At 37.0% G+C, this 20,933-nt stretch carries 11 protein-coding genes; all 11 read left to right on the top strand.

The genetic code is table 11. The features are described from left to right. Positions 1-349: 349 nt before the first annotated feature. The gene (locus IR022_RS07090) at positions 350-3,574 is read left to right on the top strand and encodes a SusC/RagA family TonB-linked outer membrane protein (protein ID WP_194203182.1); all 3,225 of its coding nucleotides are present in this window, start codon (positions 350-352) and stop codon (positions 3,572-3,574) included. Positions 3,575-3,587: 13 nt separating this feature from the next. Beyond that, a complete protein-coding gene (locus IR022_RS07085; RefSeq protein ID WP_194203181.1) occupies positions 3,588-5,504 on the top strand; it encodes a RagB/SusD family nutrient uptake outer membrane protein in 1,917 nt (638 codons plus the stop codon). Positions 5,505-5,523: 19 nt separating this feature from the next. After that, positions 5,524-7,137, top strand: a complete 1,614-nt coding sequence (locus IR022_RS07080; protein ID WP_194203180.1) for a DUF5123 domain-containing protein — start codon at positions 5,524-5,526, stop codon at positions 7,135-7,137. Between the two features lie 107 nt (positions 7,138-7,244). Next, positions 7,245-8,882, top strand: a complete 1,638-nt coding sequence (locus IR022_RS07075; protein ID WP_194203179.1) for a glycoside hydrolase family 28 protein — start codon at positions 7,245-7,247, stop codon at positions 8,880-8,882. A gap of 34 nt (positions 8,883-8,916) precedes the next feature. Further along, a complete protein-coding gene (locus IR022_RS07070) occupies positions 8,917-10,299 on the top strand; it encodes a polysaccharide lyase family 1 protein (RefSeq protein ID WP_194203178.1) in 1,383 nt (460 codons plus the stop codon). 110 nt (positions 10,300-10,409) lie between these two features. Continuing rightward, positions 10,410-11,582, top strand: a complete 1,173-nt coding sequence (locus IR022_RS07065) for a glycoside hydrolase family 105 protein (RefSeq protein WP_194203177.1) — start codon at positions 10,410-10,412, stop codon at positions 11,580-11,582. A 134-nt stretch (positions 11,583-11,716) separates the two neighbouring features. Continuing rightward, complete coding sequence (locus IR022_RS07060) at positions 11,717-14,866, top strand: SusC/RagA family TonB-linked outer membrane protein (protein WP_242053117.1); 3,150 nt, start codon at positions 11,717-11,719, stop codon at positions 14,864-14,866. 17 nt (positions 14,867-14,883) lie between these two features. Further along, the gene (locus IR022_RS07055) at positions 14,884-16,539 is read left to right on the top strand and encodes a RagB/SusD family nutrient uptake outer membrane protein (RefSeq protein ID WP_194203176.1); all 1,656 of its coding nucleotides are present in this window, start codon (positions 14,884-14,886) and stop codon (positions 16,537-16,539) included. 82 nt (positions 16,540-16,621) lie between these two features. Next, positions 16,622-17,581 (top strand): pectinesterase family protein, encoded by a 960-nt coding sequence (locus IR022_RS07050; protein ID WP_194203175.1) that lies wholly within the window; start codon positions 16,622-16,624, stop codon positions 17,579-17,581. A gap of 114 nt (positions 17,582-17,695) precedes the next feature. Next, positions 17,696-19,246 carry a glycoside hydrolase family 28 protein gene (locus IR022_RS07045; protein ID WP_194203174.1) on the top strand — a complete coding sequence of 517 codons (1,551 nt, stop codon included), beginning with the start codon at positions 17,696-17,698 and terminating at the stop codon, positions 19,244-19,246. Positions 19,247-19,301: 55 nt separating this feature from the next. After that, on the top strand, positions 19,302-20,930 hold the full coding sequence (locus IR022_RS07040; RefSeq protein ID WP_194203173.1) for a rhamnogalacturonan acetylesterase: 1,629 nt from the start codon (positions 19,302-19,304) through the stop codon (positions 20,928-20,930). Positions 20,931-20,933: the final 3 nt, after the last annotated feature.

The raw sequence follows: 20,933 nt of genomic DNA, 5'->3' as shown, positions 1-20,933 counted from the left end.
AATAGATCAACTAATAAATCAATTTGACCCCGCTTCTAAGAGTATTTATCCCCCTGTTTTGTTGACTTTTTGGATGGGTTTAGAGAAGTGGTTCTCTTATAATGTTACGCAAAAGGTGCTCTAGTTGCCTCCTCAGACATTTCTATATTGTACGTGAGTGTGCTTCTTATCAATTATTCGGATAGGTTATTTTGATGCTTTTGCAGGGCAATATCAGATTTCCCACCCCTTCTAGTCAAAATATCCCCTATGTTCGTAAATAATATAAATTAACATTGCAGTTGAATCGAACTACTTAACTGTTAATCTAAACTAAAGTGTTAACCTAATTAAACATATTTGAATAACCATGCAAAAAACAAGTATTAAAATTTTGGTTCTGGTTTGTACTCTGTTCTGTTTTCTATACGGGCAAAATATATATGCTCAACAGAAGATGGTAAGCGGTACGGTAACAGATACCAAAGGAGAAGCATTAATCGGTGTTTCTGTGGCTGTAAAAGGCGTAAGCACAGGTACAATTACCGATCTTGATGGAAAGTATACTCTTTCTGTGGCTACGGGGGCAAAAACTCTTGTAGCTTCTTATATTGGAATGATATCAAAAGAAGTACCTATTGCAGGTGCAGTTGTTGATATAGTTATGGAAGATAATCACTCGGAATTGGATGAGGTTGTGGTTATCGGTTATGGAACAGTAAAGAAGAGGGATCTAACAGGATCTGTTGCTTCTATTTCCGAAAAATCATTGAAAGATTTACCTATTGCTTCGGCTGCTGAAGCTCTTACCGGTCGTTTGGCAGGGGTAAGTGTTGTAGCTGCAGAAGGATCTCCGGATGCTGATATACGTATCAGAGTACGTGGTGGTACATCTATCTCTCAGGATAATGCACCACTATATGTGGTTGATGGAATCATCGTAAGTACTATCACAGATATTCCTCCTTCTGATATAGCTTCCATCGATGTATTGAAGGATGCTGCTTCTACTGCTATTTATGGAGCAAATGGTGCGAATGGGGTTATTCTTATTACAACCAAAAGCGGGAGAGAAGGAAAAATTTCTGTCACATTCAATGCTTCTTACGGAGCAAAAAAGACAAACGATTTTATCGAAGTTCTTAGCCCTTATGAGTATGTATATTATCAACATGAGCTAGATCAAACTACTTCGTTTCAGAAACTATATGGACGATTCCAAGATCTGGATATTTATAAATCTGATCCCGGAATCAATTGGCAAGACAAGGTGTTTGGAAATACAGGTACGCAACAATATTATAATGTTGGTGTATCGGGCGGTAACAAAGCGGCTTTGTATAGCTTGAGCCTTACTCGTAACGATGAGGATTATATTATGATAAATTCGGGCTATAAGCGCGATAATGTAAACTTTAAAGTAAGCAGTCAGATAAAGGATAATCTGAGTATGAATTTTAATGTCCGCGTTACGAATGAGGTTATCACAGGACCTAGTGTTTCAGCAGGTTCAGGCTCTAATACAAAGTTACGCAATGCCGTAAAATATAGTCCAACGAAAGGATTGGCAGGATTAGACCCTTCTAATAGCGATGACGATGATCAGGCAGGTATTAATAGCGCACTGAATAATCCGGTTGACGATATTACTAATGAATATAAGAAAGTAAATAAATTCAATAACACTTATATTGCGGGTCTTAATTGGGACATTATCAATAAACTAAGATTCTCTAGTACCTTTAGTTATGCGTTCTTGAAAAACAATACCGATAATGTTTGGACAAGCGGAACGGGTGTTTCTAAAACATATGCAGGGCAACCTGTAGCCAGAATAACAGATGACAAAGGTCATGATTGGCGTTTAATTAATACTCTATCTTATAACTTCAATCTGAATAAAATTCATCAGTTTGATGTTTTGGCAGGGCAGGAGCTTAGCGAAAGAGTGATGAATAGAAAGATTGTAGAAGCAAGATATTTTCCGGTAGATTTTTCCGCAAAAGAAGTATTGGCTGCGATGAATAATGGTCAAGCCGAACCTATAGTAACTAGTCTTGGAGAACCACAAAGAATGTCTTCATTCTTCGGTCGTGTTAACTATAACTTGAAAGATAAATATTTGATGACTTTTACTGCACGTCAAGATGGTATTAGTGTATTTGGTCCTGGTTTATTTTGGGGATTCTTTCCGGGGGGAGCATTGGCGTGGAGAGCGTCTGAAGAAGAGTTTCTTCGCACTCAAAATTCATGGTTAGATAATCTTAAAGTTCGATTGAGTTATGGAGCTGTAGGTAATGCACGTGTCGATCCGTTTTGGAGACAAGAGTATACCTCTTCAAGCTCTGGTGTTTTCTATCCCAATGAAAAGGCGACAAGTATATTAACCCCATCGGCGACTCTAAAAAGTAATGGCTTAACTTGGGAGACTACTTATTCGAGCAACTTCGGTATTGATTTTGGAATACTCAAAAACAGAATCTCAGGTTCGATCGATTTATACAATAATATTACGAAGAATCTGATTGTAAGGTCTCCAATTCCAACAACATCGGGATATGATGGGCAATATCAGAATATTGGACAAACTTCTAACAGAGGTCTTGAGTTTTCGGTGAATGCTTACATCATAGATAATAAAGACTTTACACTGTCGGGAACATTCAATATTGCATTCAATAAAAACAAGGTTGATAAGTTTTCGAATGGTAATACTAAATCTAAATTATACGGATCGGGCTGGAATGGTCAAGCAGAGCCTACTTACGATTTCTTGATCGAAGAAGGAAGTCCTCTAGGTCAGATGTATGGCTATGTTACTGACGGAATGTACAGCTTTGATGATTTTACTTGGGATCAAAGCAAAAACGTATGGGTTATTAATGAAGGCGTTGCTGATAACAGTTCCTTAATTAGTAATGGTAGTTATTTCGGACCCGGAGCATTGAAGCTAAAGAAAATAGCTGATGATGGTACTGATAAAATAACTGAAAACGATAGAAAGGTTATAGGAAATGCGCTTCCTAAACATACAGGTGGTTTTGGTTTTAATTCTACTTATAAAGGATTCGATGCCTCTGTATTTTTCAATTGGTCGTATGGTAATGATATTTATAATGCTAACAAATTAGATAATACTTCATTTTTACTAACACGTAAAAATCAGAATTTATCTTCTATTATGGCTCTAGAAAATCGTTTTACAACGATTGACCCTTCAACAGGAAATAATATCTATTCGGGAAAGAATGCCAATCCTGCTCTTTTACAAGAACTGAATGCAGGTAAAACAATGTGGCATCCGATGATGACTACTACCACTCTTCATTCATGGGCAATTGAGGACGGATCTTTCCTTAGACTAAATAATTTGACATTTGGTTATACATTACCCAAAAAGATGACTAAAAAGTGGCTGATAGAATCACTACGTATATACGCCACAGGTTATAATCTGTATTGTTGGACAAATTATTCGGGACCAGATCCTGAGGTGAGTACACGCGACAAAGACAGTCCGTTTACTCCGGGGGTAGACTATTCTGCATACCCAAAATCCAAAACATTTGTAGGTGGTATAAACATAACATTCTAAAAAAACGAGTATAATGAGAAAACTAATATATATATACATAGCAGCTTTTTCGTTGGTGTTTTCATCTTGTAACGATTTTCTGGAAACAAGCAGTGATTCGAAGATGACAGACGAAACGATATATACTTCTGTCTATTACTCCGAGTCTGCCGTGAAAGGTATTTATGATCGTATAGCAGATGCACAGATGTATGCACAACGTTTATCAATAAACTGGAGTACCAATAATGATATAGAATTTGTAGGAGCTGATGAGGCGAGTTACAATCAGAATACAAATAGGGGAGTTTCAAACTATTATGCAACTGCTGGAAATTCAACACTTATTTGGACGAGAATCTATCAAATGATCGAACGTTCTAATTTGGTGATTCAAGGTATCGAAAATAGTCCTCTGATGTTAGGTACCGACAAAGAAAAAGCAGCAATGAAAACTTTGCTGGGAGAAGCCAAAACTCTAAGAGCTATGGGATATTATGAACTGGTTAAACACTGGGGTGATGTTCCCTTTAAAACAGAACCAACCAAAAATGACTTATCGAATGTATACCTGCCTAAAACAGATAGAGATTCAATCTGTGAGTTTTTAATAACAGAACTTTTGTCAATAGAAAAAGATGTGCCTTGGGTAGGAGAGAGTGCCGGTTCGGTATCTTATTCTAGTGCCGAAAGAATCAGTAAGGGTTTTGTAAAAGGACTGATCGCTCGTATAGCATTAACTAGGGGAGGGTATTCTTTGAGAGATAAACCGGGATATCCAACAGAAAGAAGATCAGACTATCTCGAATATTATAAGATTGCACATACACAGTGTCAGGAGATAATAAGTGGTGGCAAATATAGATTGAAATCTAACTACGTAGATATTTGGAAAGATGTGTGTGCATTGAAGACCGATGGTGTTAATGGCGAAAACCTTTATGAAGTAGCACTAGGTTTAAGTCAAAGTGGAGAAATAGGATATAGTATTGGTGTGAGATTTTATACTAATACCAAATATGGATATGGCAATAACTCGAATGTTGTAAATACAAGTGCTTACTATTATTACTCTTTCGAACCACAAGATCCTCGTAGGGATGCTACGATTGCTACAGTAGCGTATAGTAATGCGAGTGGCGATCAGAAAGAGGTATTTCAAAGTAATCCGCTATCGTACAACTTTGCGAAGTGGGATCAACGTTGGATGGCTGAAAATACGAAGTGGCTGGATCAAAACAAAGACGCAAATGGTAAATGGGGATATGGTGTAAACTGGATCAATATGAGATATGCTGATGTGTTATTGATGTTTGCCGAAACCGAAAATGAGCTAAACGGACCTACGGATGCTGCCAAAAATGCGTTGAAAGAGGTACGTGCGAGAGCCTTTGCCGGAACAAAAGATGAGTCGAAGAATGTAGCGGATTATGTGAATAACTTATCATCCAAAGAACAATTTTTCAAAGCTCTAATAAATGAGCGTGCGTGGGAGTTTGGAGGAGAAGCTATTCGCAAATTTGACCTTATTCGTTGGAATCTGTTAGAGGAAAAAATCTTAGATCAACGCAGTGCATTCCAAGCTATGATTGACGGAGGAACTGCCCGCATATTTGATAAAGAATATACATCAATACCTCAGAATTTATACTACAAATACAAAGCGGATAGAGAGAACATCGATAAAGACAGTACAAGCTATTACGCAGTAAATACTGAATTGGAGGCCTTAGATGACAATCAATTAAAGGCAAGAGGATATACTAAAGTGAAATGGATGTCGGGATTTTCGGATGACAATAAAAGAAGCTATAAAGAAAGAATACAGCTATTTAGTTCAGGACTCTTCAAAGATAATAATGGTGTATGTGCTAACCGTTATTTATACCCTATTCATAGTAGTGTGATTGGTGATTACCAAGGAATTGTTACAAATTCTTATGGCTATTAACCCATTAAAAGTAAACCGAATGAAAAAGAATTTTTTATTAAAATATATATTAGGTAGTCTATTTATTCTAGGACTCATAGTGAGTTTCACATCTTGCGAGGATGTAAATGACTGGGCAACGGACGATAGCTACAATCGGATATTTAGTCCTGTAACTTTCGAAACATCAAGAATCGGAGCTACATCTATTGATCTCGTTTTTTCGAGTGTTCCTCATGCAGGATCGTATGTTTTAGAATTTAGTAAGGATAGTTTAGAGTTCAAGACAATAACTAATACTGTTGAAATACCAGTTGAAGATATTGTTCTCGATTCTACATCTGTTTCAAAGTTATACATCACTACAGTAAAAAAGCTCGATCCTGAGATCAGATACTCTGTACGTATGAAGGTAACGTCGAATAACAATTTACCAGAGTCTAGATGGGTAGCTTTAACTTTTAAAACTCCCGGTGAGCAGATTTTAAATGCAGTAGGTGATATTACAGAAAGTTCGGCAACTGTAACATGGGAAGCCGAATCAGAAGTAACTCATATTTTATTATCAGGAGGAGGCCTTAATAAGAAAGAAATAAAACTATCAGCATCAGAGATATCTGAGAGTAAATTCGAATTAAAAGACCTTAAGCAGAATACAGCATACAGTATTGAAATTTATAACGGAGAGAAAAGAAAGGGAGCAAAAACGTTTACTACTGCTCAAAAAATATCGGGTGATGGAAAACAATATGTCATGAAAGGAACTGAAAATATTGTTGACTTCTTAAACGCTATAACAGATACTGAGGTTGTGTTGGTAATTCCTACTACTGCAAAATTTGAGATAGGTGATGCTTGGACACTTCCTGCACACATCAAGTCTCTTACTTTATGGGGACTAGCAGGTGAGGGCAAAGCTTCTATTAACTTCAAAGAAATAAAGTTGGATAATTCGGTGTCGAACTTTAAAATCTGGATACACAACATGGAGGTTTCGGGAACTGATGCTGCGGCCGATTATGTATTAAATGATAATCCGACTACTGCAAGATCAATCTCTGAATTCAAAATGGATAATTGTGATATATCTTCATTTAGAGGAATAATCCGTATGCGTGCAGCATTAACTGTGGGACTGATTGATATAGACAATTGTATAATTACAAATATTGGAAGCTATGGTCTTGTATCTATTGATGCTGCAGCTGTATCAGTAGGAAGTATTAACTTGACAAATAGTACAGTATATAAACTGAACAATACAAATGTTATTACTTGCAAGGCAAAACCGGGAGCAGTAAGCATTGATCGCTGTACATTCTATGATGCACAGGCAAAGGATAAATATATTATAAACTTTGATGGAAAGGCTGCTAATATGGCAGGTCAATTAGCTATAAACAACTGTTTATTTGCTGCATCAGATGCTTCTGTTTCTACACGTGCAACCAATCCTAAGATAGAATCGGCATTTGTTTCTGACTCATACAGAACAACCGATTATACAGTTGCTTCGGGTTATCCATTGAGGGGAGTATCAGATTATAATAATACTTCTACCAATTTATTTACTGATCCATCAACCGGTAATTTCAAGATTAAGGATACTAGTATAGGTGGCGATAAGCAACCTGGAGATCCTCGTTGGTGGTAAGAGAAATAAAGAGCTAATTATAAATTAAGATAAGGAAGTAAGATTTATAGCTATAACGCAATAGATAAAGTCTGTAATCTTACTTCCCTTATTAAAATAGAAAAAGAATGAACACATTTAAAAAGATTGTAGTTATCCTGACTGCTTGTTTGCTGGTATCAGGTTTACTTAATGCCGGTGACAGATATAATTATTTGTATAAAGATTTACCCTTCGAAATGCCGATGTTAGATCGTCCGGTATTTCCAGCCAATAATATGTCAATTGCTGATTTTGGAGGAGTACCCGATGGAGCCACTTTAAATACTACAGCTTTTGCGAAAGCGATAGAGACTTTATCAAAAAAAGGAGGAGGAACCCTTACTGTACCTTCGGGTATTTGGTATACAGGTCCTATTGTTTTTCAATCGAATATAAATCTGCATTTGGAAAAGGGAGCTTTAATTCTGTTTTCATCAGACTTCGACTTGTACCCATTGGTACATACAGTATTCGAAGGACTTGATACTCGTCGTTGTCAGTCTCCCATCTCTGGTCGTAATTTGAAAAATATTGCTATTACAGGCGAAGGTTCTATTAATGGTTCTGGTGATGCTTGGAGACCTTTGAAGAAAAGCAAAGTAACGGATAGTCATTGGCAAAGAGTTGTAAAATCGGGAGGTGTTGTTAAAGACGGTAATTATTGGTTTCCGACAAAAGGTTCTCTAAAAGGGAATGACATGAGCGATATGAATGTTCCTAAAGGAGATCTATCTGATGAAGAATGGAATTCGGTAAAAGACTTTTTACGTCCGGTAATGGTTAGTTTCATCGAATGCGAAAACGTTTTACTCGAAGGAGTTCTTTTCGAAAATTCTCCGAGTTGGAATATACATCCATTAATGTGCAAGAATGTGATTGTAGATAATGTATTTGTTCGTAATCCGGGTTATTCTCAGAATGGAGATGGATTGGACTTAGAGTCGTGTACAAATTCTATAATAATAAATAGTACTTTCGATGTAGGAGATGATGCAATCTGTATCAAATCGGGAAAGGATGAGGATGGACGTCGTCGTGGATTAGCTACCGAAAATGTAATTATTGATAATTGTAAAGTATTTCAAGGGCATGGTGGTTTTGTTGTAGGAAGTGAAATGTCGGGAGGAGTTCGTAATATATCGGTTTCAAACTGTCAGTTTTTAGGAACAGATGTCGGCTTAAGATTTAAGAGCCGTAGAGGAAGAGGCGGTGTTGTGGAGAATATTTATGTCAACAATATAAATATGTTCGATATAGCTACCGAATCATTCTTGTTCGATCTGTATTACGGAGGTAAATCAGCATCCGAGGCTCTGGAAGATGGAGACGAAACGCCAGCGGAGAATGTTGCTTATGCGGTAGATGAGACGACCCCTGTATTCAGAAACATCTATGTGAAGAATCTAACTTCAAGAAATGCAAGACGTGCGATGTATTTCAATGGCTTGCCCGAAATGAACATAACAAATATCAATTTAGAGAATACAACTATAACTGCAACTTATGGAGGCGAATTGTCTGAATCTAATGGTATCACATTTAAGAATGTGAAAATAATAGCTAAGGAAGGACCTGCCTTGATTCTTAACAATGTAAGAAATATGGATGCTACGGGATTGAAATATCCGAATTCATTAAAAGAAGTTGTGAAAATCACAGGTAAACTTACCGAGAATATAAAGTTGCCTAAGAGCCTTAAACCTGAGAATATTATTAAAGAATAGATAATATAACACTACAATCTTAAAACAAAGGATTATGAAAAAAATACTATTGTTTTTGTGTTGGATATTACTTTGTTGTACCATTCAAGCCCAGACTCTCGCATTTCCGGGGGCCGAAGGTGGAGGAATGTACACTACCGGAGGACGTGGAGGAAATGTTTATTATGTAAATACTTTGCAAGACACAGTTGTCGGGAATAAAAACACGAGAGAAGGTAGCCTTCGCTGGTGTCTCAAAGGAGAAGAACCGAAGGTTATCTTGTTTAAGGTTGCAGGAGTGATTCATCTGAAATCGAAATTAAATATTTTATCAAATACAACCATTGCTGGGCAAAGTGCGCCCGGTGATGGTATTTGTATTGCTAATTATCCGGTAAAAATAACCGGAGATAACGTCATCATTCGCTTTATGCGCTTTAGAATGGGCGATTTGTCTGGCGTTGAAGACGATGCTTTGTCAGGTAATAAGAATAAAAATGTTATTATAGATCATTGCTCTTTAAGTTGGAGTACCGATGAGTGTGGGTCTTTTTATGATAACGAAAATTTTACCTTACAATGGTCTATCTTATCAGAGAGCTTGAGAGCGTCAGTTCACCGAAAAGGAAGCCATGGTTATGGAGGAATATGGGGTGGTCAGAAAGCATCTTTCCATCATAATCTCTTGGCACATCACGATAGTCGCAATCCACGGATGTGTGGAAGCAGATATACTGCTACTCCCGAATTAGAATTAGTAGACTTCAGAAATAATGTAATTTATAATTGGGGAAGCAATAGCGGATATGCAGGAGAGGGTGGCAGATACAACTTTGTAAATAACTATTACAAAGCATCAGCAACATCTTCTCATCCTAACAGAATATTTTCACCCAATGCCGATGAAGGAGCCAATAAGCAAACTGAAGGTGTCTGGGGGCAATTCTACCTTGCTGGAAATTATATCTGTAATGATAAAGCAACAACCGAAAATAATATACTTGGCCTGCAACCAAATCCGTCAACTAAGAATAAAGAAGAACTTATATCGTTAGTACCATTTGAAGTTCCTTCTGTTGAAACCGACGATGCTGAAAAAGCTTATACAAAAGTATTAACAAAGAGTGGAGCCAGCTACAAAAGGGATAAAACGGATACACGTATTATAACCGAAGTAAGAGATGGATTGACTCCTGTAAGAGCTTCTCGTGATAGTAAGACAAGACCGGGAATGATTGATTCTCAAAACGATGTTGGAGGGTGGGAAGTGTACAGCTTCAATCCACAAGATGTAGTTTTAGATTCTAACAGAGATGGAGTTCCCGATGGATGGTTAGAGGCTAATTATCCGAATAAAAAGGCAACTGAAATCAATTCAGAAGGATATACTTATCTTGAAGTCTATCTGAATAGTTTAGTTGAAGATATAATGAAATAATAGTTGAGTTCTCAGACTATTATTCTGTAATTACAATACATCTATTAGTTTCTATGTGGAGCTAATAATCCAAATATTTGCTGTTGTTTACCTAACAAATCGAAAGAATTATGAAAAAACAATTTTTGATATTTATTATTCTATTTGCAACTATTTGTAGTGGATCGGCTTTCGCGAAAAAGCCCTATTCGGTATGGATGGTTAATTCTGAAATAAAGAGGAATCCCGAATCGTGGATGCTTGATTTCTCGAAAGAACCTAAGTGGAACTACTGTCATGGTTTAATGCTGCAAGCAATACTTCAAACATGGCAGAAAACAAATAATCAGGAATATTTTGATTATGCCTATTCTTATGCGGATCTGATGATTTCCGAAGATGGAGAAATCAAGACATACAAACCCTTAGAATATAATATCGACAGGGTCAACACAGGAAAGATACTATTCCCAATTTATGCAAAAACAAAAGAGGAACGTTTCAAAAAAGCAATGACATTGATGCGTAACCAGATGAAAACTCATCCACGTACGGCAGACGGCAGTTTTTGGCATAAAAAGATATATCCACATCAGGTGTGGTTGGATGGTCTTTATATGGCTTGTCCGTTTCTAGCTGAATATGGTAAGGTCTTTAATGAGCCGGAGTTATTTGATGAGGTTACCTTGCAGATATTGGATGCACATAAATACCTATATGATTCTAAAACGGGATTATATTATCATGGGTGGGACGAAAGTCGCGAACAAAGATGGGCAAATAAAGAAACGGGACTATCTCCAAACTTTTGGTCACGCAGTATAGGCTGGTACATGATGGCAATTGTAGATGTTTTGGATTACTTACCAAAAGACCATCCTCAAAGACCCGAAATAATAAAAATCTTACAAAACGTAAGTGCTGCTGTTGAAAAATACAGAGACCCTAAAACCGGTATGTGGTATCAGGTGACCGATATGGGTTACCGAAAAGGCAATTATGTTGAATCGAGTGGGTCTGCCATGTTTATATATACATGGGTAAAAGGTGCACAAAAGGGATATTTGGATAAATCATATTTACAAAAAGGAAAAAAAGCATATGGACAATTTGTTAAGCGATTTTTGAAGAAAGAAGCTGATGGAACAATTTCTATAACCGATGGTTGTTCGGTAGCAGGGCTGGGTGGAGAAAAGGTATATCGTGATGGAAGTTTCGAGTATTATATCTTAGAACCTATAAGGGATAATGATCCTAAAGCGGTTGGGCCGTTTATAATGTTGAGTTTATTATTAGGTAAATAAATAAGAAAAAACATTTTGACTACCCTGAGTAGTCAAAATGTCCCCCGTGAAACTGGTAAATATACTTTACTATTGCAACAAGTTAACTTTATAAATCAAAACGTTAGACCTTAATTTCTTAATTTAACCACACCATGCAAAAGACAATTGTGAAGACGTTGTCTGTAATGTGTGCCCTCTTTTTCCTTGTGTCTTGGCAAAGTGCGTATGCACAGCAAAAAGGAATATCGGGTACGGTAACAGACTCAAAAGGAGAAACCTTAATCGGGGTTTCGGTTTCAGTGAAAGGTTCTACTACAGGTACAATAACAGATTTAGACGGGAAGTATTCGTTGTCTGTTCCAAGTACTGCAAAAACTCTGGAAGCCAAGTATATTGGTATGAAAGCTCAGGATATAGCTATCACTGGGTCTGTTATAGATATTGTTATGAGAGAAGATTTCTCTCAATTAGACGAGGTTGTTGTTATCGGCTACGGTACTATGAAGAAGAACGACCTTACGGGTTCGGTTGGTAGTGTCTCGGCAGATAATATTGTAGCTAAAGGTACAACCAGTGTGATGGAAGCTCTGCAAGGACAAGTTGCAGGGGTTGATATTGCTCAAAATTCGAGTAGAGCGGGTGGGCGATTTGATATTCAGATTCGTGGAAAAAGCTCTATGCAAGGAGGAAGCCCTCTTTATGTTGTTGACGGAGTTGTAACCGATGGTATCGATTTCTTAAATCCTGCAGATATTGAGCGTCTTGATGTTTTAAAGGATGCATCTTCTACTGCTATTTTTGGTTCGAGAGCTACTAATGGAGTTGTTATGGTAACAACCAAGCAGGGAAAACCATCTGATACCGGTAAAGTTTCTGTTTCTTACGATGGTTATTATGGTTCGGTGGCAGTTGCTCGTATGCCCGAGTTTATGAGTGGAGATCAGTTCTCTGACTATCGTTTTGCGAGATATACTACAATGACTAATGCTCAACTGAAAAATGCATATGCAACGGGTATACCCGAATATGGCATTACAAGTGGAGATCTAAATAATTTTTGGAATGGAGGGAGTGAGGTAATGAAAGAAATATTCAGAACCAAAAACTATACAGATTGGCCCGATTTGGTTACACAAAACGGACAACAACAAAATCATTTTATAAGTATAAATGGTAATAACAGAAATCTGGCTTATCGTATCGGAGTAGGTTATCAGGATGAAGACGGCGTTTTTGTTAATGACAACTACAAAAGATATAATATTAAAGGTTCTGTAGATAATAAGATTAATGATAAATTTTCGGTTGGCTTTTCTGCAAATATGGCCTTGACCGAGAAAGACTTTGGTAGTAATAATGCTGTTTTGAACAGTTTCAGAACCAATCCATATTTTATTCCTTATGATAAAAATGGTGATTTGGTATTACTTCCCGGAGGAAAAGATATATTTGAGAGTACCGGACAGTTTTCGGGGATCATAAATCCTCTTATCGATATGAAAAATTCGGTTGATAATACAAAGATTTATGATGTATTGGCAAACGTATATGTTCAGTATACCCCAATTAAAGAGATTACTATGAAAAGTAGTTTTCTACCCACTTATAACAAGAGCCGTCAGGGTATTTTTAACGGCGTAAATACTGCTGCTCAGTATGCTAAAAAGGTAAATGCGGCAACACTAACAAATAAAGAACGATTTACTTATACGTGGGATAATCAGATTAATTATCAGAAGACTATAGGAGATCATGATTTCAATGGTATGTACCTTTTCAGTGTTTATGACAATCAATTTAATAGTGATTATATCAGTGTTAATGATATGCCTTTTGATACAGGCTTCCATAACTTAGAATCGGCAGCTAATATCGAAAAAGTAAAGAGCGATTTTCAACGCATAACAATGTTGTCTCATGCTCTGAGATTTAATTATACATACAAAGGAAAATATTTGGCAACAGTATCGAGCCGTTGGGATGGATCTTCTAAATTCTCGGATGGCAATCGCTGGGGTATGTTCCCTTCCATGGCATTAGCATGGAGAGCTTCGGAAGAAGATTTCATGAAATTTGATGCATTAAGCAATCTTAAGGTAAGAGCCAGTTTTGGTTATACCGGAAATAATGGTGGAGTAGGACCTTATGATACACAAGCTTTGGCAAGCACCAAATATTGGTATGATTATGGTGGCGTATTAGCCAATGGATTTGGTCCTAACGGATTGGTTTATACTAATCTTTCGTGGGAAAAATCAAAAGAGTTCAACTTCGGGCTCGATTACGGTTTCTTCGGAGGACGTATCAACGGAACAATTGATTATTACAATAAACTATCTACCGATCTTATTTATAAACGTACTATGCCTCTCGAAACAGGAGCTTATGGTGGTACCATGTGGGATAATGTAGGAAAGGTTAGAAATAGTGGTATAGAGTTGTCTCTTACAACTACCAATATTGTTACAAAAGATTTGCAATGGTCAACTACTTTCGTATTTGCAGCTAATAAGAATGAAATTGTAGAACTTTATGGTGCAAAGGTTGATGATATAGGTAATAAGCTATTTATTGGAGAGTCTTTAGAATCTCTTTACAACTATAAAATAACTGGGGTTTGGACTGCTGCCGAGGCTGCCGAAGCTGTTAAATATGGACAGTATGAAGGGCAGGCAAAAGTTCTGGATCGTGATGGGAATTATGTTATAGATGAAAAAGATAAAATGATTCTAGGATCGGCTTTACCCGATTGGACAGGTAGTTTTACTTCTAATTTGAACTGGAAAGATTTTGATTTCTCTTTCTCAATCTATACAAAACAAGGTGTTAATGTTGTGAGTCCTTTTATGCAAGAATTTACCGACTATAAAGATCGTGGACGTAATAAATTAAAGATGGATTACTACATTCCCGCAGGCACTCCTATCCTAAATGCTGATGGTACAGTTGGAGTCTCTCCCGGACGTAACAGCCAGGCTTTTCCTTATCCCAATAATAGTGGAGTAAATAATGGAGGTGGTTCATTTTGGAGTATATCTAGTGACGCTGAACCGGGATCTAATAATTATGTAGATGCATCATTTGTGAGGGTTAAGAATATCACTCTAGGATATACACTTCCTCGTAAGATGTTGACAAACATAGGTGTATCTAATCTTAGATTCTATGTAAATGTTCTGAATCCTTTTGTGTTTACCGATTATAAAGGGTACGATCCTGAGTGGGCTTCTGCTTCTCTTTCTGATGGTAGTGGCGGACCAAGTTCAATAACTTATCAGTTTGGTGTAAATCTTAAGTTCTAATAATAAAACAGAGCAAAATGAAAAAGATATATTATATATTACTCCTATTTATTCTGCCATTGGCAGGATGTAGTGATTTTTTGGAACAGGATAATAAATCGAATGTTCCGAGAGACGAATTTTATGGAACGGCAGCAGGTTACGAAAGCCTGATAAATACTGTATATTCTTCTTTACGTGCAATATATGGAATAGAGCCTTGGATTTTTTCTGCAGGAACAGATTTGTATGCGGCAGGTCGGAATAAAGTACCCGATGGATTAGGAACCTATAAAGGGTTATTGGATTCCGATTCGGATGTTACAAAATTTTATAAAAACTGTTATGCAGGCATTCAGTTGGCAAATACGGCTATTTATTATGCAGATCATACTGAGAAAACAGATAAATTAGAGCAATATAAAGCAGAAGCCCGATTTATTCGTGCCTATTACTATTATTTGATGGTTCAACATTTTGGAGGCGTGTCTCTTGTAACAGATATGATAGACTCTCCGATAGTAGCATTTGAGCGCAATTCGGCAACGGATACATATGCTTTCATAATTTCTGAAATGGAAGATCTCAAAAATACTTTACCAGCCAAAACAACTCTGTTTGGAAAGGTTGATCAAAGGACTGTGAATCATTTTCTAGCTAAAACGTATTTATGTCGTGGTTACGAGGCGTTTGGTACGGTAGCAGATTTCTCTAAAGCTGCCGAATATGCTGATTTAGCAATAGGTGGACAAGCATTATCTATTAGCTTTAATGATTTGTTTTGGCCTACTAACGAAAAGAATAACGAAGTAATATGGTCTGTACAGTACGATGCATCGTCAATATCTGATCCAAGTAACGATGGAAATATGCAGCAAGCATTTTTCGGCACGTATCTGGGTGGAGTTGAAGATGGACACAAGTACACAACATCAACACTTACTCCTACTATTCGTTTACATCAATTGTTCACTAAAGGCGATACTCGTTACGAAGGTACATTTATGGTTCAATTGTATAATAGTTATTATGACCTATATACTAAGACCAGTCTGTTGAACACAACTAAGGTGCTGTATTATTATCCGCCCGTGTGGGAAGTTGCAGATACTGCAGCATGGCGTGCAGCAAACCCTGCTACAAGGGCTAAAACAATTATTATACCCATGCAGGAAAATACACTTACAGTATCAGGCAAGCCTACTACTTATACCGCAGCAATGTCTGGTGATGTATATGGTGTAGCCGTAGTACGTAAGTTTGACGATCCTACTTCTGTATTCAGTACCAAAAGCAGTACGAGAGATGTGGTGTTGGCACGTATTGGCGAAAGTTATTTGGTTGCCTGCGAAGCTTACTTAAAAGCAGGTAATAAGGCAAAAGCTGTGGAACGAATAAATGCCGTTCGGAATCGTGCTGCTGCATCAGGTTATAATATGAGCATAACAGAATCAGAATTGACCATCGATTTTATTCTGGATGAGAGAGGACGAGAACTTGCAGGTGAATACCATAGATGGATGGATTTGAAGCGTACAGGGAAACTGATTGAATATGCTGTGAAATACAATCCAAATATTATTGGTGCCGAATATTTTAAAGGCGTAGATGGACAAAATAAAATATTACGCCCAATACCTTTATCGGCAATCAATCTGAATCATGCAAAAGTAGAACAGAACCCCGGATACTAATCATTTTAGTGTCTATTAGATAAAAATCGTAAAGGGTAATATATTATTTACCCTTTACGATATTAACCCAATTTTTGATCTTATGAAAAAACTTATTTTACTCTGCCTGTTATTTACTTCATTGGTTATTTTCGCTCAAGGTGAACATGATATTGTTGTAGACCGTAATGGACGAGGACATTTCCGTACCATTCAGCAAGCCATAGATTCAGTTAGGGCATTTGATCCTGCTGGACCTGTAACAATCTATATTCGAGCAGGAGTTTATAAAGAGAAATTGGTTCTTCATTCATATCTTACAAATGTGACACTGTTGGGCGAGGATATGGAAAAGACCATCATCACTTATGACGATCATGCTAATATAAATAAGATGGGAACATTCAAAACATATACGTTCCTTATTCGTGGAAATGATATTACAGTAGAGAATCTTACCATCGAAAACTCATCGCTTCAACTAGGGCAAGCTGTAGCTTTGCATGTAGAAGGTGATAGAGTTATATTCCGTAAATGCCGTTTCTTAGGGCATCAGGATACTATTTATGCCGGAAAGCAAGGACAAAGACAATACTTTGAAGATTGCTACATTGAAGGTACTACCGACTTTATTTTTGGACCATCTACATGTTGGTTCGAGCGTTGCGAAATCTATTGCAAGAAGAATTCTTATATCACGGCAGCTAATACTCCTGAGGATATAGAATTTGGATATATTTTCAATAATTGTACAGTAAAATTAGCCGAAGGGGTTAACGAAATGTATCTAGGTCGTCCATGGCGTGCTTATGCTATGACGCTATTTATGAACACCCAACTACCTAAAGGTATTAAGCCTGAAGGTTGGGATAACTGGAGAAATCCGGAGAATGAAAAAACAGCCCGCTATATGGAATACAACAACTCGGGAGAAGGTGCGAATACCTCAGGACGAGTAAAGTGGGCAAAAATATTAACGAAGAAAGAAGCAGAGAAATATACAATTGCCAATGCCCTAAAAGGATGCGACAATTGGAATCCGTCAATAAATAATAAACAATAAGGTCTCAGACCTATTTGTTGCTTTGGTAATTGTAATAGTCTGTTGTGACTTTTGGATAGATCATTACATACTTTCATTTACTTAAAAGAATTGAGCCTTTAAAAACGTTTAACTATGAAGAAGACATTCTTACTCATTATATTTTCGCTATCACTATTGGCTTTAGAAGCTAAAGTTTACAATATGCAAACTTTGGGTGCTGATGTGACAGGAAAGAAAATCTGCACAGATTTAATCAATAAAACAATTAAAAAAGCTGCATCGGAAGGTGGAGGAACTATTTATTTCCCTGCCGGAAATTACTTAACAGCTGCCATTCATTTGGAAAGTAATATAACCTTGGATTTGGAGTCGGGTGCTGTACTCAGTTTCTCTGACAGATTCGAAGATTATCTTCCTTTCGTAAAAGTACGTTGGGAGGGTGTGTTTATGAATAGTCTGTCACCACTTATTCATGCCGAGAAGGTCGAAAATATCACCATCAAAGGTCGTGGAAAGATAGACGGACAAGGTTTCAAATGGTGGGACGAGTCAAGACGTTTCATAAATGAGATTAATGCAACTGGAAAAACTTCGTCTATCAACCAATTGCAACAACAATGGCTGGATGCTAATAAAGATATAAAGGTTTCGCCTTATTATGAGAAGACTCTAGAGCGTAAATTCTTCCGTCCTCCTTTTATCCAGTTTTTGGAGTGTAAGAATATCCACATAGAGGGTATTACCATTGTAAACTCACCTTTCTGGACAATCAATCCTATTGGATGCGATGATATTGTGATACATGGTGTAACAATTAATAACCCGTCAAGTAATCCTAAAGGACATAATACGGATGGAATTAATCCCGAATCGTGTCGAAATGTACGTATCTCGGATTGTTTTATAAGTGTAGGTGACGATTGTATTACCATTAAATCGGGACGTGATGAGGATGGTCGCATATATGGCAGACCTTGTGAAAATTTAACCATAACAAATTGTGTAATGCTTGCCGGACATGGAGGTGTTGTTATTGGTAGCGAAATGTCGGGAGGGGTAAAAAAAGTTACTATTTCTAATTGTGTTTTTAACGGAACAGATGCAGGTATCCGCTTAAAATCGTCGAGAGGTCGTGGTGGTATTGTTGAAGAAATAAGAGTTACCAATATTGTGATGAATAATATTCAACGTAATGCTTTTATCTTCGACTTATTCTATGATAAAGATTCTAAGGAAGAGCCTGTTTCTGATCGTACACCTGTATTTCGTAATGTGCATATTAGTGATGTTACGGGGAGCGATGTCAAAAAGGTGGGCTATATAACGGGTATTAGCGAAATGCCAATATCTGAAATTTCATTTTCGAATATAAATATGACTGCAGATGAAGGATTCACTGCTAAAACAGCAACCAATATTCAATTTCACAATGTCGATTTAGCAGTGAAAAAAGGTGCATCTTTTGCTTTTGATGACTGTAAAAACATTGTTTTGAATAATGTAAGATCGAAAGCTCCATTAAGCAATCAGCCGATTGTTGAATTGACCAATGTTGATAATGTTTTAGTAAATAACTGTTTTCAATTAGTTCCCACTGATATCTTCTGTCAGATAAAGAACAGTAATGTTATATGGGGAAATAATTTTTTGAATAATGTAAAAACACCAAGATTAGATAAATAAAGTTACAGACTTTTCTATTGTCTTAGTCTGTATAATGTCAATTGCCTATTAATATATGAGATATTGTAAATTATTTATCAGTTCATTACTTCTTTTTTCTCTTTTCTTAGGAGGAACTCTTAGTGCTCAAATTAAGATTCTAACTATTGGAGACTCAACTATGGCGAACTACGATGAGGACAAGAATAGTGGAGAAAAAGAAATGAGAGGGTGGGGGCAAATGCTGCCTTTGTTTCTCGAAGGTAATATTCAATCGGTGAATACTGCTAAAAACGGACGAAGCTCAAAATCATTTTATTATGAGTTTTGGCAGAATCTACGTAATAGTCTAAAGCCGGGCGATTATGTTTTTATACAGTTTGGGCATAATGACGAGAAAGCCAATGGATTGGATACAGACCCGAATGATGAAACCGGGCGCGGTACTGCTGCTTGGGGACAATATCAAGGCTATCTTAAAAGATATATAGACGAATCGCGTGAGAGGGGTGCTATACCTATTCTATTTACTCCTATTGTAAGGCGATTATTCGATGAAAATAATCAAATCACGGGTCAAGGATTGCATAGCTTGACGGAGCTGGCTCCTGACGATTCAACAATGAACTATCCTATGGCGATGCGGTCTCTTGCCCTTGACCTATCGGTTCCTTTAGTGGATATGACACTCCTGACACAGAAGATGGTTTTAGAATATGGTGCAGAAAAGTCGAAAGAGATAATCTACGCTAATAACGATAATACTCATCTTAAAGCAATGGGTGGAATATTGTATGCTAGATTGGCTGTTGAGGATTTAATGAGGCAAGGCATATTGACTGATTACCTAACATTGTCGTCCGATATAAATATAAAACCATCAGAAGGAGACTTCGGATCTCAGTTTTTAGGGAAATCAACAGTGAAGATGTTTACATTACAAGGATTAAATCTTAATCCAAAGTCGGGAACAATAAAACTGTCAGTAGAGTCGCCATTCGAATTATTGACCACCAAAAAAGGAAACACTCAAAAGGAATTGTCAATATCGTATACCGATGGTAATTTAAGCAATCCTATTTTTGTTAAATTTAGTCCGAACAAAGTCCAAAAATATAAGGGTGAGTTGATATTATTGGTCGATGATAAAGTACATCAAAAAATAGAGATAAAGGGTGAAGGTATTTCCATAAGAGGTGCAAAAAGAGTGCAAACCGACTGGTCTGTAATCCGTCGGGATACCACATTAATAAAGGATAATATTGAAATAAGAGCTGAAACTGTAGGTCTAAAGTTCATAGAACATAATAACGAAGTGTTATTAACCACATTGGATAATAAATGGCCTGTAGGAGATATTGATTTGGATGCTTCTCGTTATTTGGAGTTAGCAATAACAGCACCAAAAGGCACATTGTATTTAGACTCATTAAGTTTCGAAATGGGAGCTGTTGGTGGCAAATATATGACCTTTACAGCTTTGGCATCTACAGATCGAAGTTTCTCAGAAAGCGAAGATATTGCAGTGATGGACGATTTGCCCAATGAGAAATTCAAAACATATACATTCAATAAAGTCTTGAAGATACCTCAAGGGGACACATTTTATATTCGGTTTTATCCTTGGTGTAAGATGGAGGCGTCAGATAAATATATCAATCTAAAGAATGTTCGGTTTAAAGGACTGCTGTTCGATTATAATTAATTA

Origin of the sequence: Dysgonomonas sp. GY617 (genome assembly GCF_015233815.1) — a bacterium.
GTDB lineage: Bacteria > Bacteroidota > Bacteroidia > Bacteroidales > Dysgonomonadaceae > Dysgonomonas_A.
Note: the sequence above shows the minus strand (reverse complement) of the source record. Positions and strands in the feature narration are given on the sequence as shown.

Coding starts and splice junctions, on each gene's coding strand:
- IR022_RS07090 (WP_194203182.1), top strand. CDS start 350: ATGCAAAAAACAAGTATTAAAATTTTGGTTCTGGTTTGTACTCTGTTC.
- IR022_RS07085 (WP_194203181.1), top strand. CDS start 3,588: ATGAGAAAACTAATATATATATACATAGCAGCTTTTTCGTTGGTGTTT.
- IR022_RS07080 (WP_194203180.1), top strand. CDS start 5,524: ATGAAAAAGAATTTTTTATTAAAATATATATTAGGTAGTCTATTTATT.
- IR022_RS07075 (WP_194203179.1), top strand. CDS start 7,245: ATGAACACATTTAAAAAGATTGTAGTTATCCTGACTGCTTGTTTGCTG.
- IR022_RS07070 (WP_194203178.1), top strand. CDS start 8,917: ATGAAAAAAATACTATTGTTTTTGTGTTGGATATTACTTTGTTGTACC.
- IR022_RS07065 (WP_194203177.1), top strand. CDS start 10,410: ATGAAAAAACAATTTTTGATATTTATTATTCTATTTGCAACTATTTGT.
- IR022_RS07060 (WP_242053117.1), top strand. CDS start 11,717: ATGCAAAAGACAATTGTGAAGACGTTGTCTGTAATGTGTGCCCTCTTT.
- IR022_RS07055 (WP_194203176.1), top strand. CDS start 14,884: ATGAAAAAGATATATTATATATTACTCCTATTTATTCTGCCATTGGCA.
- IR022_RS07050 (WP_194203175.1), top strand. CDS start 16,622: ATGAAAAAACTTATTTTACTCTGCCTGTTATTTACTTCATTGGTTATT.
- IR022_RS07045 (WP_194203174.1), top strand. CDS start 17,696: ATGAAGAAGACATTCTTACTCATTATATTTTCGCTATCACTATTGGCT.
- IR022_RS07040 (WP_194203173.1), top strand. CDS start 19,302: ATGAGATATTGTAAATTATTTATCAGTTCATTACTTCTTTTTTCTCTT.